Origin of the sequence: Paenibacillus violae, assembly GCF_032461945.1 — a bacterium.
GTDB classification, from domain to species: Bacteria; Bacillota; Bacilli; order Paenibacillales; family NBRC-103111; genus Paenibacillus_E; species Paenibacillus_E violae.
Genome location: NZ_JAWCUD010000001.1, coordinates 570,746 through 587,290, shown reverse-complemented (window position 1 = coordinate 587,290; position 16,545 = coordinate 570,746). Strand labels below are relative to the sequence as shown.

Here is a 16,545-nt window from a genome sequence, read left to right as displayed (position 1 = left end):
CTCTCGTCCCTTTGGATATAGACATCCGTGTCTGTTCCGGAGGGTTGGGAGTTTTTTTTATGTTCATATTCTAAGGAGGTTCGAATGATGTATAAAGTTCTAGTATCCGATCCAATTAGTGACATGGGAATTCAAATGCTTTATGATGCAGCTGATGTTGAAGTGGTAAAACAAACGGGACTATCCGAAGATGAGCTAGTTGCCATCATTGGCGAATATGATGCTCTCCTGGTTCGCAGCCAAACGAAAGTAACAGAGAAAATTATGACGGCAGCGTCTAAATTGAAAGTAATCGGCCGCGCTGGTGTAGGCGTCGACAACATTGATCTGGAAGCTGCAACAAAACGCGGTATTATTGTGATCAATGCGCCAGACGGCAATACCATTGCAACTTGTGAGCTTACTTTTGCCATGATGATGTCTGCAGCTCGTATGATTCCACAAGCGTATAAGAAAACAGTCGGCGGCGAATGGGACCGTAAATTTATCGGTGTTGAGCTTCGCAACAAAACACTGGGTATCCTCGGAATGGGACGTATCGGTAGCGAAGTGGCAAAACGCGCGAAAGTATTCGGCATGGAAGTTATCGGGTATGACCCATTCTTGACGGAAGAGCGCGCTGAGAAACTGGGAGTTAAGCTCGGGACTGTTAATGAAATCGTTGCGAAAGCCGACTTCATCACGGTTCATACACCACTTACACCAGAAACACGTCACTTGATATCCAAGCCTCAATTCGAGATCATGAAACCAGGTATGCGCCTGATCAACTGTGCTCGCGGCGGAATTATTGACGAAATGGCGATGATTGAAGCTATTGATCAAGGCATCGTAGCTGGAGCTGCTTTTGACGTATTCGAGGTAGAGCCTCCGCAAAAGGATCACCCGTTCTTGAACAATCCAAAAGTAATCGTCACTCCTCACCTTGGTGCTTCTACGATTGAAGCGCAAGAAAACGTTGCAATCGACGTTTCTGAAGAAGTTCTTCATATCCTGCGCAATGAACCATTCAAAAATGCGGTTAACTTGCCGCCTGTACCGGCGAACGTTTTGAACAAACTTCAACCATACTTCGGGCTTGGCGAAAAGATCGGTTCAATCCTGGGTCAAATCGCACAAGGCGCTGTATCTGAAATTGTCGTCAATTATGCAGGCGATCTCGTTGATGTAGATACAAGCCAATTAACTCGTTACATTGTTAAAGGTGTATTCGAGAACCAATTGGAAGGCATCAACATCGTAAACGCGATGCACTTGGCTAAATCACGCGATGTGAACATCGTCGTTCAAACATCTAATACATCCAGCTCTTTTACAAACCTTGTCACAGTTACCGTAAAAACTAAACAAGAAGAAAAAACGCTTGCTGGAACTTTGCTTTCCGGTTATGGCGAACGTATCGTACGTATCGATCAATATCCGGTTGACTTCGCTGCTGAAGGAAACCTCCTGCTTATCTCCCACAATGATAAACCAGGGATCATCGGTCGCGTAGGTACACTCCTTGGAAGCAATAACGTGAACATTGCAACGATGCAAGTAGGTCGTAAAGTGATCGGCGGTTCCGCTATCATGGTTCTGACAATCGACAAATCCGCTCCTGCTGAAGTGTTGGCAGAGCTGTCGACCCAAGCCGAAATCGTGAATGTTCGTGCGCTTAAAGTATAAACCACTCGCTTCAAGGTACAAAGTGTTTCACGAACAACAAGATTTTGTCTGAATATTCTACAAAATGAAAGGCGTTTGCTGTGAGTTTTCACAGCAAACGCCTCTTTTGTGTCGAATTTGTGACATTATATGGGTTCGCAAGGAAGTAAAATCGTAAACGTTGTTCCTTGCCCCAGCACACTTTGGGCTGTAACGATCCCGAAATGCGATTCTATTATATTTCTCACGATGGCAAGGCCCAAACCTGTACCTCCCGATGAGCCGCGTGTACGGGCTTTATCGGCTTTGTAGAACCGTTCGAAGATGAACGGCAGGTCATTGGCAGGTATCCCCTGCCCCTCGTCGGAGACCTCAATGCGAATTGCGGGCTTATTCTTATACTTAGCCCGCTCTGCTTTCACGGCAATACCGGCCCCTGCAGCCGTATGCCGGAAAGCATTATCGAGCAGGTTCGTCAGCACCTGCTCGAGCCTGTCCTCATCCCCTCGTTCGAGGATGAGGGGGTCTTCCGGCAGTGCCACGCTTAGCGCGATGCCGCGCTCTTTGGCCAGCACCGAAAATTTGCGGTGCATGCGCCGGATCAGGGAGTCGACTTCGACCTCCCTGAACACAAGCTCGAGATGGCCTGCCTCCATCCGCGCCAGATCGAGCAGGTCACGGACGAGGCGCCCCATACGGAGCGACTCGTCGTGGATGACCTGCACAAGCTCCACGCGCTCTTCCGGCGTGGAGGGGATATCATCCAGCAGGGCTTCACTATAGCCCTGCAGCATCGAGATCGGCGTACGCAGCTCATGCGATACGTTCGCCACAAAATCTTTGCGCAGTTTGTCGAGGAGCTCTTCCTCCGTCACATTACGGAGAACCGCTACCGCGCCGCGCACCTCTTCGCTTTGCTCGCTCATGTATAAGGGCGTCATGGCAACAGACCATACACCGTTCTGCACGTGCAGCTTTGTGGCGGCTTCCGATGATTCGTCCACAACCGCTTCAAACAGCGGGATGAGCGGGACGGGAATCGGAACCAGGAAGGGATTGCTGTAGCTTGTTAATCCCCAATCACCAAGAGCCGTATCCGGCTTACGGTAGCGTTTGGTTTCCTCATCATCCTCCGACCACTCGATGGTGCTCCACTCCTGTACGATTTTCTCCCCTTGCGGGTTCGTCAGCATAACAGACCCATTCGCATCCAAGGTGATTACCGCATCGGTCATACTGTGCAAGATGCTGGATAAGTGCTCTTTCTCTTGGGAAAGTTCACGGATACTCTCCTGCATTTTCTCTCCCATATGGTTAAAGGTTTTTGCCAATTCACCAATTTCATCCTTGGAGATAATAGGTACTCTAGTCCCGTATTCTCCCTTGGTTATGAAATCCGCCGCTTTTTTCAACTGCTGAAGCGGTCTTGTGATTTTGGCGAACAGGAAGAAAGCAAAAAAGGTTGTCATCAGAAAACCAACAATGGACACATAAATAAACAATCTGAGCATGTAGGACTGTGTCGCTTCGAGAGATTGCAAGGATTGATAAATAATCGTCGCTCCGGCAATGCTGCCCTGCAAATTTTTCAGCGGAACAGCCACAACCAGATACTCCTCACCAGCTTTTAAACGACCAATTTTGGACTTGTTAATTGATTTATCGATGGTTTCACCAGCAAATACACGCTGCAGTTCAACATCCGTGTACAGATCCCTGGCGTGGAAACCGCCTAACGTATTTCCTAGGGTGGATGGCAACGCCATTTCCTTCATATCCTTGGAAATCACCAGCATTTTCGCATCTTGGAAACCCAAAAGTTCATTGCTCAATTGATAAAACTGTTCATTATACATATGATGAGAGGCTTCTTCTGAAAAATTCCGAGCCAGCTTCTCAATGTTGGCGGTTTGATCCTTGGCTTGGGAAAAATAATTTTCCATATAATTCACAAGAAAAAGACCTAGTATGAGCAGTACTACCCCAACTAGGCCAATGATGGTCAACCAAAGCTTACCTACGACGCTTCTGAATATAAACACGTTATTTAGGCACCTCTAGCTTATAGCCTACTCCCCACACGGTCGTAATCATCGCAGCAGCATCCGGGGAAACTTTGTTTAATTTTTCGCGGAGTCTTTTGACATGGGTATCGACCGTCCGCAAATCTCCAAAAAATTCATAGTTCCAAACATCCTTCAAGAGCTCCTCGCGCGAGAAAACCTTATCCGGTGACACAGCCAAGTAATGCAGCAGTTCGTATTCTTTTGGCGTCAACGCTACTTCCTGGCCACCTGCCGTTACACGATGGGCATCATGTTCAATAATCAGGTTAGGAAACACAATATTGTTGCTTGAGCTTGCATCCTTTGACAAATAGGCTGTAGCTGAGGAACGGCGCAGAATCGCTTTAACCCGGTAAATCACTTCGCGTGGAGAGAATGGCTTCACGACATAGTCGTCCGCCCCCACTTCAAATCCGCTGACACGGTTCGTTTCCTCCCCTTTGGCGGTCAGCATGATGACTGGCGTAGATTTCACCTGGCGAAGGCGCGCACACACTTCAATCCCATCGATTCCAGGGAGCATGACATCGAGAAGCACCAGGTCATAGTCCGTTTCTGTCGCCATGCGCAGGGCATTCTCTCCGTCCTCTGCTTCTTCAATGATATAACCTTCTTTTTCTAAATACATGCGGAGCAGTCTCCGAATTCGTTCTTCATCATCAACAACGAGTATGCTAGCTTTCATTTCCATGGAGCTTCACATCCTTATCTAAATTAAGTTCGATTTGTTTTATACACCTGCATAGGAGTGCAGCCCAGCGATAACAAGGTTTACCCCAACTAACGTAAACATAACCACGATAAAGCCGATAACGGTTAACCAAGCTGATTTCTTGCCTTGCCAGCCTTTGGATAAACGAAGATGTAAAAATACGGCGTAAAATAACCAGGTAATCAATGCCCATACTTCTTTGGGATCCCAGCCCCAGAATCGTCCCCACGCTTCCTGAGCCCAAATCATCGCAAAAATCAATGCGCCCAATGTGAAAATCGGGTAGCCGATGGCAATAGCGCGATAGCTGATTTCATCGAGATCTTCTGGATCCATCCCTTTCACGATCGGGCCAATAGCGGCCCCTAACGGTTTGCGTGCAATCAGTCGGGCAAGCCAGTAAAGCACAAGACCTCCGAGCACAGACCAAATCACAGTATTAAATTTACGCCCTGCGCTTGCGCCTTCCATCCAGGAAGGTGCTGTAAACAACGGTTCTGTCATGCCGAGGAACGGCTTCATTTCAACAACCTTCGTATCGTAAGGCTTCACAATTGGAGGCAATACGAAAGTCTCGTTTTGAATGCTTGTTTGCTGTTGTCCTTGCGCATCCATAACCGTCACTTCTTTGGAGAATACAGCTTTATATCCCGAACCGTTAAATGTAAAAATAGAAGCAATAAAAGCGATTAGCATCAAGATAAAAAAGAGTGTTAGCTCTACGCCTCTTTGTTCACGCTTATCTGTTTGGGTGGTACCTTTAAAGTCCACTGCACGCAGGAGATACATAAGCCCGCCAGCAAAACCGACGCCGAAGAAGGCTTCACCGGTTGCCGCTGTCGTTACATGGATCTTCAGCCAGTAACTTTGCAGTGCAGGAATCAGTGGCTGAACCTCGCTCGGGAAGACAGAGGCATACGCTATGATAATAAAGCCGATCGGCAATGCGAAAACACCAAGTACAGGCGTTCGATAAATGAGATACACGATCAAGAAAGCGAACATGATCATCATTCCCAGGAAGGTCATGAATTCGTACATATTCGAAGTCGGAATGTGATTTCCTTCCGCCCATCTTGTAAAGAAGAACGTCACTTGGCAAGCAAATCCGACAACAGATGTCAGGAAGGCTGCGAAACCCCACTGTTTCTGATGCTGCTCCGGATCACGATTACTCCACTTTTTCCCGGTAATCGAGAGGACGAAAAGCAAAAATGCTGCCAGGTAAACGAAAAATGCGATAAGTAAAAAGGTGCTGCTGACTGAATTGACATTCACCCCTGGTTCCCTCCATTGTCTAATGATTTCGGCAGTATGTCCAAATTATTTTTCTTCAAGGCTGCTGCAACCTCATTGCGTAAGCCGAACCAGTTTTTGTTCGTATGTCCGCCGAGCGTAAGTTTACCTTCGTCGATGCGGATCCAGATACGGCGATGCTGCCAGTAGAAGCCCATAATGACCCCAATCATGAAAATCGCAGATCCTACCCAGATATAAGGCATAGCTTTGTCAACACGAATGTTAAGGTAAGTCGTATAGTTGGCAAACTGTACGCCTTCCATCGTTCCAACGGCAATCTTTAGCTTCTGGCTGATCGCACCGTTAATCGTATCTTGGGAGAACGCTTCTTTATCAATTTGTCTTGGGAAATACAAATACGGTTCACCATTTGCCGCCAATCCCGGGCCTGTGATGCTAAAAATAAATGCCGGGGCTTTCGGCTCATTCGACTTGGAGATAGGTTGTCCTTTCTCTAAGCCAAACTCAGGGAAGAACCCTTTTAAAGTCAGCTTATAAGGACCAACTTGATAAACATCCTTCGGATTATTCATCGGCAAATCGAAACTTCCATACGTTTCACCTGTTGTTGGATTGCTCAAAGTCGGTTTGACCGAAATCAGAAGCGGCGTCGCTTTGTAGTCAAATTGATACGCTTGCAAGCCTTTATAATCCAGAGGATGATTCACCAGAATATTCGCTTTATGTACTTCTTCTAAGACCGGCTCTTTCGTTGAATCATCACAATTCGCTGAGCAATGATACAAGACAGCTTGAGTTTCATACGTTTTGGGCACGATTTGACCCTTGGACTTTATGCTTTCAGGCAAATCTTTTTCGTCATAAAGCTCTAAAGTAAATTTTTCATTTTTTATAAAATAAGAAGTATGGGGGATGGCTTTGGTTTCACCTTCCAAAATACCCATATACTCATCCATATGCCAACCTGGGATGCTTCTCATCAAGACACCGATCAGAAAAATAATAAGACCAATGTGGTTAATATAAGGACCCCAACGGCTGAAACGGTATTTCTCGGCAAGCAGTGCCGTCCCGTCCCTATGTATGCGGTAATTTTTCTTGCGTAAAAGCACGCCTAACTTATCGGTCCACGCTTCTTCATCCGTTCCTGGCGGCAAATCGGTCACAAGCGTCACCTTTTGCCGTGTCAAGAAATTAAGATGCTTACGGATTTGCTGCTTGGATAATGCTCGGTAGAGCGGTAAAACGCGATCCAAACTGCAGATGACAAGTGACGTCCCAATCATAAATAGCAACGTGATGAACCACCATGAGCTGAAGGTGTGCGAGAGTCCGAGAAAATGATAAATCGTTCCCAATTTCCCGTACGTTTCCGAATAATATTGCGCAGGATCCATATCCAAAAACGTGTTTTCCTGCGGATATATCGTCCCAACGGCAGAAGCCAGCAAAGTGATGAAAATAATCCATACCGCTATTTTAACCGAGGAGAAGAAATTCCAGACTTTATCTAGAATTGAGGGGTTTGATTTCTGCGATCGGCGGGCCATACCGTCATAGCGCATTTCGAGTATATCTCTGCCATCCGTATCGATCAACGGATTCCCGCAGGATTCACAGAGCGTAGTTCCTGTGGGGTTCTGATGCCCACAATCGCATTTGGTGTTGTAGAACATGATGACCTCCTGAAAACTCTAAGCATTCACTTCTATTAAGACAAGCTTCGAAAGCGTTTCATCGACAAAAGCTTCGGTCATTTGCCCAATTTTTTTGACGGCTACTTTGCCGTCTGCGCCGATAAAGAAGGTCGTCGGATAGTCCATTACGCCATACTGCTTGCGTACAACTTCCTTCGCATCCAGCAGCACAGGCATATTCAAGTTATACTGATCCATGAAACCTTGAACGGTCACTTTGTTTTTGTCGACATTGACTTCCAAGAAAATAACGCCTTCTTTGTTCCATTTGTCATACTGCTTTTGCAGAGCAGGCATTTCTTCTTTACATGGCGGACAAAAAGTACCCCAGAAATTAATTAAAACCGGCTTTCCCTTGTATTCCGATAGCTCATGCGTCTTGCCATCTAAGCCGACTAATGAGAAGTTCGTCGCTTTGTCGCCAACTTGGGGATATTTTTTACTATCAGAAGCCGACAAATTCGTAATAATGGTAAACACGCCAATAATAAGCACGATCGCAAAGATCCCGATCTGTACCCATTTCTTTCTTGCACCCACGATTAATCACCTTCACTTTTTCTTTAGCTATGTTAGATTTTTCACATAGGGTAATACCTTTATTATAACGAAAAGAAGGCCAATTCTTATTGGCCTTTTTGAACGTTATGTGTCTTGAGAGCCTCGTTCCTAAGCTCTTCAACCTCTTTGGGCGTCAAGTGGCGAAACTTCGCTCTTGGCAGCCCTGTAAGAAAGATTGGACCGAATTTAATCCGTTTCAATCGAATCACCGGGAAGGAAATCGCTTCGAACATCCGTCTCACTTGCCGATTCCTGCCTTCGTAGATCGTTATCTGAATGACGGACTCATTCTTCTCTAAATTCACATCCGCATACTCAACCTCAGCCGGCGCTGTCATCCCGTCTTCTAACTGTATGCCCGTTTTTAGCTTGTCTAATAACGTCCCGTGCGGCACTCCTTTGACAGTTGCTTGATACGTCTTCGGCACATGATGTTTAGGATGCGTGAGCAGATGAGCAAATTCCCCGTCATTGGTTAAAATGAGCAAGCCTTCCGTATCATAATCCAATCGTCCGACTGGATACACGCGTTCTTTTATGCCTGGCAAGAAGTCTGTAACCACTTTACGTCCCTCAGGGTCCGTCGCGCTTGTAATGACACCCTTCGGTTTATGTAATATCACATAAATCTTCTTTTGTTGGCCGATAGCTCTTCCATCGACTCTAATTTCATCCTCAGCCGGGTTCACCTTAACGCCAAGCGTCGTGACAACTTCACCGTTCACTTGTACACGCCCCGCAGTGATGATTTCTTCACATTTCCGGCGGGATGCGACCCCCGCTTCGGCTAATACCTTTTGCAGTCTTTCCATTATCCGCTTTCACCTCAAGCTAATGATAACGGAGTTGACTGCAAATCACAAGAGCGCCGGTTCAGCTAAACACTAAATAACAGATGACAATCGATGCAACAAAGCCGACAATGTCTGAAATAAGCCCGACCTTCAAGGCATATCCTGCCTTACGAATGCCAATCGCTCCAAAATACACGGTAATTACATACAGGGTTGTATCCGTGCTGCCTTGAACGGTAGAAGCAATTCGGCCAATCATCGAATCCGGACCAAATTGCTCGATCAAATCGGTCGTAAAAGCGAGCGAACCAGCTCCTGTGATCGGTCGTAGAATCGCCAGCGGCAGCACTTCGGTAGGAACTCCGATGCTTTCAAAGAATGGCCGCATCCAGCCGATTAACAAATCCATCGCCCCCGAAGCACGGAAGACGGAAATGGCGACCATCATACCGACTAGATGCGGAATGATTTTAATCGCCGTATCAAAGCCCTCTTTGGCGCCATCAACGAACGATTCATAGACAGGCACCTTACGATAGGCCGCATATAAAGGAATGAACACGATCATGATGGGAATAGCCCATGCCGAGATGAGCGAAACGAAGGCATACATGCGGAATCATCCTTTCAGCGGAGGGATGGGTGAGCGAGACCTTCGGTACCATCGGTCCACAAAAATAGCAACAGCCGTCGAGATTATCGTAGCAATCAGCGTCGTACCCACGATCTCTGCAGGATTGACGGAATTGTAATTCATACGTATGGCAATTAACGTTGTAGGAATTAACGTGATGCTTGACGTATTCAGCGCAAGCAGCGTACACATGGCTGTACTTGCCGTATCTTTATCAGCATTCAACTTTTGCAGCTCTTGCATGGCTTTAATCCCCATTGGCGTTGCCGCATTGCCCAGACCTAAAATGTTAGCGCTCATATTCGACATGATATAACCGATAGCCGGATGGTTTTTGGGGACGCTTGGAAACAAAAATCGCACCGCAGGCTGCAATAATCTGGCAAGCTTGCTCAGAAGACCGGCATCCTCGGCAATTCGCATCATCCCCATCCAAAAAACAAGCACACTAATGAGTCCGAAGCAGACCGTCACACCACTCTTCGCGCCGTCGAAAGCAGCTTGCGTAACGGCTTCAACATTTCCATTCAAAGCAGCAACAACGAAGCCGATGACGATAAAAAACAACCAAATCCAATTCACCATATCGATGGCCTCCTTGTGAGCCCTCTAGTCCGCCCACTCTGATCTAGAGATTGAAAACAACTCCTGAATTAACATCCGGCAAATTAAGCTATAATGGGTGAGCAGCGTTTCTTGATATGGCTTACTCTCTTGAAAAGAGAACGTGGACTGGGTCTGCGCTTGTAATAATGGACTCGCTTTATCGTATAGCGGCACTGATTGAATCAGTTGCTGCTGCAATGAAAACTGTATGCTTCCCCGCTCAGCCAACCGGTATGCCGTGGAAGAAGGGTCGACCAGTTTCACTTGATGCGTCAACTGAGCCGCTTCGTCTTCCGCTAGCGGGTAAGAGAACGTTCTACCTGCTACCCATGGCGTTCCTTCAACGGCATCGCCTTTGTTGACGATCGTCTGCAGCGGATAATATGTAAAACCGTATTGCAGCAGCCTTGCATGATCGGCCCAATCATCGCCATCATTAAGCGTGACGACGGCGAGTTGTTGGCCGTTCCTGGTCGCTGAAGAAACAAGGCAGCGTTTAGCAAGCTTCGTATACCCTGTTTTCACACCGTCAGCTCCTTCAAAAAGAGAGAGCATCTTGTTTTTGTTCAACCACGAATAATCCCAAGCTTCGTTCGGGTTTGGTACCTTTTTCAGCTTAGTCGAAACAATTTCCTTGAACACCGGATTCTTGAGCGCATAAGCCGTAAGCTTGGCCATATCGTTAGGACTGGAACGGTGCCCTTCGCCTTCATCAAGTCCGGATGGATTCGTAAAATGCGAATGATCCATGCCAAGAGAACGCGCTTTCTCGTTCATCAGATAGACGAAGCCTTCCACGCTTCCGCCTACATATTCGGCAATGGCCGTAGCTGCGTCATTCCCCGAGCGCAGCATCAAGCCATACAGCATATCATGTAGTCTCATCTCTTCGCCCAGCTTCAGGTAAATGGATGAGCCCTCTTTGCCGAAAGCTGTTTTGCTAACCTTTACTTTATCATTCAACTTCCCTTGTTCAATCGCGATAATGGCTGTCATAATTTTGGTCAAGGAGGCAATCCGCATAGGCGTGTCCCCTTTTTCACTATAAAGGATGCGTCCAGACTCCACGTCAATGAGCGAGGCACCAACCGCATTGGTACGAATGCCTGGCGGCGCTGCTTCCACTTGCGCCCAAGGTGCGAGCAATAGACTGATCAATGCGCTGCATAAGATGATGAACCCGACTCTTTTCTTCATCGTTATCCCCCTACTTACCAAATAGACAAGACAAAAACTTTGTACAAGTATATGCTTATGAAATGGGGATATGTCCAAGTCCTGTTAATTACAAAAGGCGGCGTTTGTGACAAAAAAAAAAGCTGTCACAGAGGACAGCCCAGACGAACCGATTCTTATACGATGAAATTTTGATTCTCGATATTCGTTACGTTGTTGGCGCCGTTGGTTCCGACTGTGCCCGCTTTCGTGTTAAAGCCCTTGACCATGCTTTGAATACGATCTACAACCTGCGGCGCAGAATCTATGAGGCGTTCCAGAATATGCGTTTGGTTGTCGAGAGGAACAACTTTAACGCCATTTTTGCCAACAACGAGGAAGGCAATTGGTGTAATCGAGACCCCACCGCCGCTGCCTCCTCCGAATGGAAGGGCAACCTTCGCGTTCAGCGCATCGCTTTTGCCCATCGATCCGCCTTCAATCTCAATTTCGGAATCGGTCACGAACTCGCTGCCGCCTGCTGCAAATCCGAAACCGACTTTGGATATCGGCATAATGACACTGCCATCCGGGGTTTCAACAGGGTCTCCGACAATCGTGTTAACGTCGACCATTTCCTTGATATTTTCCATGGCGACTTTCATGAGTCCTTGAATCGGGTGTTCTGACATGATAATATTCCTCCTTAGCGTTTTTCGCCATTAAAAACTGGCATCGGAAGCTTAAGTGTCTAAGACCAATATTGGTTCTTTTTTAGAGTACCCTTAGAGGAATATCGTTATGTACATCACGAAGCTGTTTTAAATCTTGACCTTGCTTTCAGAGCCAACTGAATCCAGGTGCGTAGGCCGCCTTTTACTTTAGCAGCCCTGACCATCAGCCTGACGCCTGCAAAAACCATATGCCAGACGCGGATTCGGGCGGCGACCCGTACTTCCGTTGAGAAGTGTTTCTCATTAAATTGCGGAATCACGTCTACCCGCGGCGTTGCCCTCACCTGAACATAGCGCATTATAAAGCCTAAGAGCGACGATTTAATCCCCCAGATGGCTCCCGTCGTAATAGCGGTTTCCGGAGCATCTCCCACACCGACGCGCGTTACCCATTTTAACTCCGTACACTCAACTCTTGCTAAAGTCTGCTTCGTCCAATCATACAAATTAAGCGTATGAACAAGCAAATCTTTGGTTTCTTTATAAAATTGAATTACTTTGTCCTTCGTAATGTGATCCTTGCTCTCATCTTTCAGCTTTGCATATGTTTTATTCACAATTTCCGATTTAACCAGGATCCCTTTCGTGAATCCCTTGAACTGGATGATGGGGATGACATAGCGATAACGGATTAATCCAAATAAAGCACGCATCTCCACAGTAAGTGTGTCATTATCTTTCACTCTGGAGAAATAGAACTCTCCCCGAATGAAACTGAGCAGCACAATGATAATGGCAAGGATGACGATTAGAAGTACGAATCCTACCCACAACAACCCCATTCTCCCCCTTAACAAAAAAACTCCACAGCCGGAAGATATCTTCTGGCAAGTAGAGTTAGTATGAGCTAATTTAGGAAATGAAATGCATTTACCGTTACTCGGTTTCCTCCGAAACATCCTCGAGTGTAATCTGCTTCTGATCCCCGCCCATCCGATCAAACAACATGCGAGTTTCTTCTTCCAGATCAAATTCCCCTTGGAAGCTGCCTGAATCCGGTAGTTCCTGGATGGAGCTGAGCCCGAAATATTCAAGAAATTGTTTGGATGTGCCATACAAGATCGGTTTCCCTACCGCATCAGCGCGTCCGACTTCCAATATGAGATCTTTACCTACAAGTGTAGCCAAAGCGCGATCACATTTCACGCCGCGTATCTCTTCGATTTCTACTCTGGTAATGGGTTGTTTATAAGCAACAATGGATAAGGTCTCAAGTGCAGCTTGCGATAAGGATGAACGTGATGGTGTATAAGCCAGTCGCTCAAAATATGGCGCATGCTCAGCCAAAGTCGTTAACTGGTAAGCACCGGCTACCTCAACGATCTGGACTCCCCTTCCCTTGCGTTTAAATTCCGTGCGCATATCCTTAAGCAAGTCGCGAACAATGTACAAATCAAGCTCCATGACCTCAGCTATTTGTTTGGCATCCAATCCCTCGTCACCAGAGGCAAAGAGGAGTCCCTCAATAATCGATTTCATCTGTGGAAAACTGAGTGTCAATGTCTGAAACCTCCTCTTTGGCTTGAATCACGATATCTTCAAATAATTGATATTGATAACATACGACTTTTTTCATTTTCATCAATTCAAGAATGGCCAAAAACGTGACGACGATCTCTTCTCGAGTCATTTCATAATCGAATAATTTCGAGAAAAGCAGTTTGCCGCCTTTCACTTTTAGCAAATCTATAACCTCTCTAATCCGTTCTTTGACGGAAATTTCGTCTCTTCGAATTCTAGTAACAATATTACGGTTCACAAGCTTGCGAAGCGTACGCTGAAAAGCGAATAGCAAATCAGCAACGTCCAACCCTTCAACAGGGTTCTCCTGCACATGCGGCAGGAATGGCGTCAAGTCCTCAGGCTCACGGGTATACACCAGGCTCCGCTCTACTTCTTTATCTCTAAGCATATCAGCGATAGACTTGTACTTTCTGTACTCAATAAGTTTAGCGACCAACTCTGCACGAGGATCAAGCTCGTCTTCCATATCATCAAAATATTCGTCAAATTCAATAACAGGCGGCTTAGGCAGCAGCATTTTGCTTTTGATTGAGAGAAGTGTAGCGGCCATCACTAGAAACTCACTTGTAATCTCCAACTCCAGCTCTTGCATGGCTTGTACATAAGCTAAATACTGATCTGTAATTTCTTTGACAGGAATATTATAAATGTCGAGTTCATTTTTATCGATAAGATGAAGCAAAAGATCAAGGGGGCCTTCAAAAGCTTCTAACTTATAGGTAACTTTCATGTCATCTCCCCCTTGTCATAGTGAAAATATATTCATAACAAACTGTGCGGCAAACGGATAAATACGTTCCAGCGCCCATTGGCCGATAGGTGTAATCATCAAAACAATGACAAGAAAAAGTGCATAAAGCTGATTGCGGTCCATCCATCTTTGATTTTTCGAAGGAATAAGGCCTTTAAGGATATACCAACCATCTAGCGGATAAAGCGGTAATATATGTATAAGACAAATCATGAGATTGACAATGACGCCGTACTGCAAATAGACTCGCCATTGTTCCACGGTGATCGACTCGGATGCTCCTCCGAAAAAGGCAGGAAGAAAGAAGTAGAGCCACCAGAAAAACAAAGCGAGCAGCAAATTGGTAAAAGGACCTGCTGCATACACAATTGTAAGATAAAGTTTTGGCTTTTTAAACTGCATAGCCTCTACCGGCATTTTCTTCGACCAGCCGTATGGACCAAAAACAATCATCGCCAACCCCAAGGCATCTAAGTGTACCAAGGGGTTAAGCGATAAGCGTTTGCTGTCCCGGGCTGTCCGGTCACCGAGCAGCCAAGCAACTCCTGCATGTGCAGCATCATGGAGCGTCATAGCAATCAGGAAAGCGAGCAGCCTGGGAAGCAGTGATTCCAGATGATAATAAGAAAGCATTAGGAAGTGAATTGTTTCGTCAAGTTGGCCATCTCAATTGCCGTTACTGCCGCTTCCCAACCTTTGTTGCCTGCTTTCGTTCCCGCGCGTTCAACAGCTTGCTCGATGGAATCTGTCGTTAAAACACCAAAGATTGTTGGAATGCCTGTTTTCAAGTTAATGGCAGATACACCTTTTGCAACTTCACTGCACACATAATCAAAGTGAGGCGTTGAACCACGAATGACAGCGCCGAGGGTAATAACAGCATCATATTTCCCGCTCTCCGCCATTTTTTGAGCAATAAGCGGAAGTTCGAACGCGCCCGGTACCCAAGCAATATCCACTTCACTATCTTGCACGCCATGGCGTTTCAAAGCATCCTGCGCGCCGCCAAGCAATTTGGAAGTAATAAATTCATTGAAACGACCTACGACAATACCATATTTCAAATTCTGCGATACTAAATGTCCTTCATAAATTGTAGCCATGATTAAATTCTCCTTTTCTATATAAAAACCGTTATTTGAAGTGGAAAGATCAGATCCCGCTGCCGGAATCATGGAAGCTCAGCATGTGGCCTAGCTTTTGTTTTTTGGTCCGCAAATAATTTACGTTATCCTCTTTGCTTGCCATTTGAATCGGAACGCGTTCAACGACCTCGAGGCCGTAGCCTTCCAAACCCTTAATTTTGCGAGGGTTGTTCGTTAACAAGCGAAGCTGCGTAATGCCAAGATCTTTCAAGATTTGCGCGCCAATGCCATAATCACGAAGATCTGGAGCGAATCCAAGCTTAATATTCGCTTCTACAGTGTCTAATCCCTGCTCTTGCAAAGCATAAGCTTTTAATTTGTTGATCAGACCGATGCCGCGACCTTCCTGTCGCATATATAATAATACACCATTGCCCTCTTCATCAATCTGTTTTAATGCAGCATCGAGTTGAGGACCGCAATCGCAGCGATGTGAATGGAAAACATCGCCAGTTAAACACTCGGAATGCACACGAACCAGCGTTGGTTTGGAAGGATCAATTGTTCCTTTGACAAGGGCAACATGCTCTTTGTTATCCAGTTGATTCGTATAGGCGATTGCTTTAAAAGTGCCGAAATCCGTAGGCAGCTTAATTTCAACTTCACGCTCAACCAATTTCTCCTGTTGATTGCGATAGTGAATCAAATCTTGAATCGTAATGATGCACAACTCATGTTTCTTAGCGATTTCCATCAGGTCTGGAACCCGAGCCATCGTTCCGTCTTCCTTGATGACTTCACAAATGACTGCGGCAGGATAGGAGCCGCATAAAACAGCCAAATCAACCGCTGCTTCTGTATGTCCGGCTCTGCGAAGTACGCCGCCTTTTTTGGCGATTAACGGGAAAATATGACCTGGTCTCCGGAAATCCTGCGGTTTCGTATCCGGATCGATCAAGCCCATAACCGTTCTTGAACGCTCATGTGCGGAAATCCCCGTACTCGTCTCAACATGGTCTACAGAAACGGTAAAGGCAGTGCCATGATAATCGGTATTTCTAGCGACCATCGGCGGCAAGTCAAGCTCTTTCGCCCGTTCTTCCGTAATCGGCGTGCAAACTAGCCCGCGGCCTTCTTTGATCATGAAATTAATCACTTCCGGGGTCGTTTTATCCGCCAGTGCAATAAAATCCCCTTCGTTCTCGCGATCTTCGTCATCCACAGCGATAATTACTTTCCCTAAACTGAGATCTTTCAGTGCCTCTTCGATCGTGCTGAATTTTATTTCTGTCATATTCACCTCTCCTAACCGAACTATC

17 protein-coding genes and 1 other annotated feature (1 of these 18 running past the window's edge) are annotated in these 16,545 nt (G+C 46.2%); of the genes, 1 reads left to right on the top strand and 16 read right to left on the bottom strand.

Annotation, left to right across the window (positions count from 1 at the left end; all coding sequences use genetic code 11):
• Nucleotides 1–14: a binding site (T-box leader), on the top strand; it begins 219 nt to the left of the window's first position.
• Nucleotides 15–87: 73 nt separating this feature from the next.
• A complete protein-coding gene (serA, locus tag RQP52_RS02425) occupies nucleotides 88–1,668 on the top strand; it encodes a phosphoglycerate dehydrogenase (protein ID WP_315949219.1) in 1,581 nt (526 codons plus the stop codon).
• Between the two features lie 125 nt (nucleotides 1,669–1,793).
• On the opposite strand, the gene RQP52_RS02420 is transcribed toward serA, so the two are convergent.
• The 16 genes from RQP52_RS02420 to RQP52_RS02345 all read right to left on the bottom strand — a co-directional run bounded on the left by RQP52_RS02420 (nucleotide 1,794) and on the right by RQP52_RS02345 (nucleotide 16,520).
• Nucleotides 1,794–3,689 carry a sensor histidine kinase gene (locus RQP52_RS02420; protein WP_315949218.1) on the bottom strand — a complete coding sequence of 632 codons (1,896 nt, stop codon included), beginning with the start codon at nucleotides 3,687–3,689 and terminating at the stop codon, nucleotides 1,794–1,796.
• Nucleotide 3,690: 1 nt separating this feature from the next.
• Entirely contained in the window at nucleotides 3,691–4,404 is a 714-nt protein-coding gene (locus RQP52_RS02415) for a response regulator transcription factor (protein ID WP_127451191.1), read from the bottom strand.
• Nucleotides 4,405–4,443: 39 nt separating this feature from the next.
• Nucleotides 4,444–5,703 carry a cytochrome c biogenesis protein CcsA gene (gene ccsA / locus RQP52_RS02410; protein WP_315949215.1) on the bottom strand — a complete coding sequence of 420 codons (1,260 nt, stop codon included), beginning with the start codon at nucleotides 5,701–5,703 and terminating at the stop codon, nucleotides 4,444–4,446.
• Complete coding sequence (gene resB, locus RQP52_RS02405) at nucleotides 5,700–7,361, bottom strand: cytochrome c biogenesis protein ResB (RefSeq protein ID WP_315949213.1); 1,662 nt, start codon at nucleotides 7,359–7,361, stop codon at nucleotides 5,700–5,702. Before resB ends, ccsA begins: the two co-directional genes overlap by 4 nt.
• 18 nt (nucleotides 7,362–7,379) lie before the next feature.
• Nucleotides 7,380–7,922, bottom strand: coding sequence for a redoxin domain-containing protein (locus RQP52_RS02400; RefSeq protein ID WP_315949211.1), 543 nt, complete (start codon nucleotides 7,920–7,922; stop codon nucleotides 7,380–7,382).
• 86 nt (nucleotides 7,923–8,008) lie between these two features.
• Nucleotides 8,009–8,755 carry a pseudouridine synthase gene (locus RQP52_RS02395; protein ID WP_127451187.1) on the bottom strand — a complete coding sequence of 249 codons (747 nt, stop codon included), beginning with the start codon at nucleotides 8,753–8,755 and terminating at the stop codon, nucleotides 8,009–8,011.
• Between the two features lie 61 nt (nucleotides 8,756–8,816).
• On the bottom strand, nucleotides 8,817–9,350 hold the full coding sequence (locus RQP52_RS02390) for a spore maturation protein (RefSeq protein ID WP_127451186.1): 534 nt from the start codon (nucleotides 9,348–9,350) through the stop codon (nucleotides 8,817–8,819).
• A 6-nt stretch (nucleotides 9,351–9,356) separates the two neighbouring features.
• Nucleotides 9,357–9,956, bottom strand: coding sequence for a nucleoside recognition domain-containing protein (locus RQP52_RS02385; protein ID WP_127451185.1), 600 nt, complete (start codon nucleotides 9,954–9,956; stop codon nucleotides 9,357–9,359).
• A gap of 24 nt (nucleotides 9,957–9,980) precedes the next feature.
• Nucleotides 9,981–11,174 (bottom strand): D-alanyl-D-alanine carboxypeptidase family protein, encoded by a 1,194-nt coding sequence (locus RQP52_RS02380; RefSeq protein WP_315949207.1) that lies wholly within the window; start codon nucleotides 11,172–11,174, stop codon nucleotides 9,981–9,983.
• A 155-nt stretch (nucleotides 11,175–11,329) separates the two neighbouring features.
• Nucleotides 11,330–11,824 (bottom strand): GerW family sporulation protein, encoded by a 495-nt coding sequence (gene ytfJ / locus RQP52_RS02375; RefSeq protein WP_315949206.1) that lies wholly within the window; start codon nucleotides 11,822–11,824, stop codon nucleotides 11,330–11,332.
• Nucleotides 11,825–11,940: 116 nt separating this feature from the next.
• Nucleotides 11,941–12,642 (bottom strand): DUF2953 domain-containing protein, encoded by a 702-nt coding sequence (locus RQP52_RS02370; RefSeq protein WP_315949204.1) that lies wholly within the window; start codon nucleotides 12,640–12,642, stop codon nucleotides 11,941–11,943.
• A 100-nt stretch (nucleotides 12,643–12,742) separates the two neighbouring features.
• Complete coding sequence (scpB, locus tag RQP52_RS02365; protein ID WP_315950364.1) at nucleotides 12,743–13,345, bottom strand: SMC-Scp complex subunit ScpB; 603 nt, start codon at nucleotides 13,343–13,345, stop codon at nucleotides 12,743–12,745.
• Nucleotides 13,329–14,120 carry a segregation and condensation protein A gene (locus tag RQP52_RS02360; RefSeq protein WP_315949202.1) on the bottom strand — a complete coding sequence of 264 codons (792 nt, stop codon included), beginning with the start codon at nucleotides 14,118–14,120 and terminating at the stop codon, nucleotides 13,329–13,331. The genes scpB and RQP52_RS02360 overlap by 17 nt, the downstream gene beginning before the upstream one ends.
• 15 nt (nucleotides 14,121–14,135) lie before the next feature.
• Nucleotides 14,136–14,774 carry a site-2 protease family protein gene (locus RQP52_RS02355; protein WP_315949201.1) on the bottom strand — a complete coding sequence of 213 codons (639 nt, stop codon included), beginning with the start codon at nucleotides 14,772–14,774 and terminating at the stop codon, nucleotides 14,136–14,138.
• Nucleotides 14,774–15,244 (bottom strand): 6,7-dimethyl-8-ribityllumazine synthase, encoded by a 471-nt coding sequence (gene ribH, locus RQP52_RS02350; RefSeq protein WP_315949200.1) that lies wholly within the window; start codon nucleotides 15,242–15,244, stop codon nucleotides 14,774–14,776. The genes RQP52_RS02355 and ribH overlap by 1 nt, the downstream gene beginning before the upstream one ends.
• A 49-nt stretch (nucleotides 15,245–15,293) precedes the next feature.
• Nucleotides 15,294–16,520, bottom strand: a complete 1,227-nt coding sequence (locus tag RQP52_RS02345) for a bifunctional 3,4-dihydroxy-2-butanone-4-phosphate synthase/GTP cyclohydrolase II (protein ID WP_315949198.1) — start codon at nucleotides 16,518–16,520, stop codon at nucleotides 15,294–15,296.
• Nucleotides 16,521–16,545: the final 25 nt, after the last annotated feature.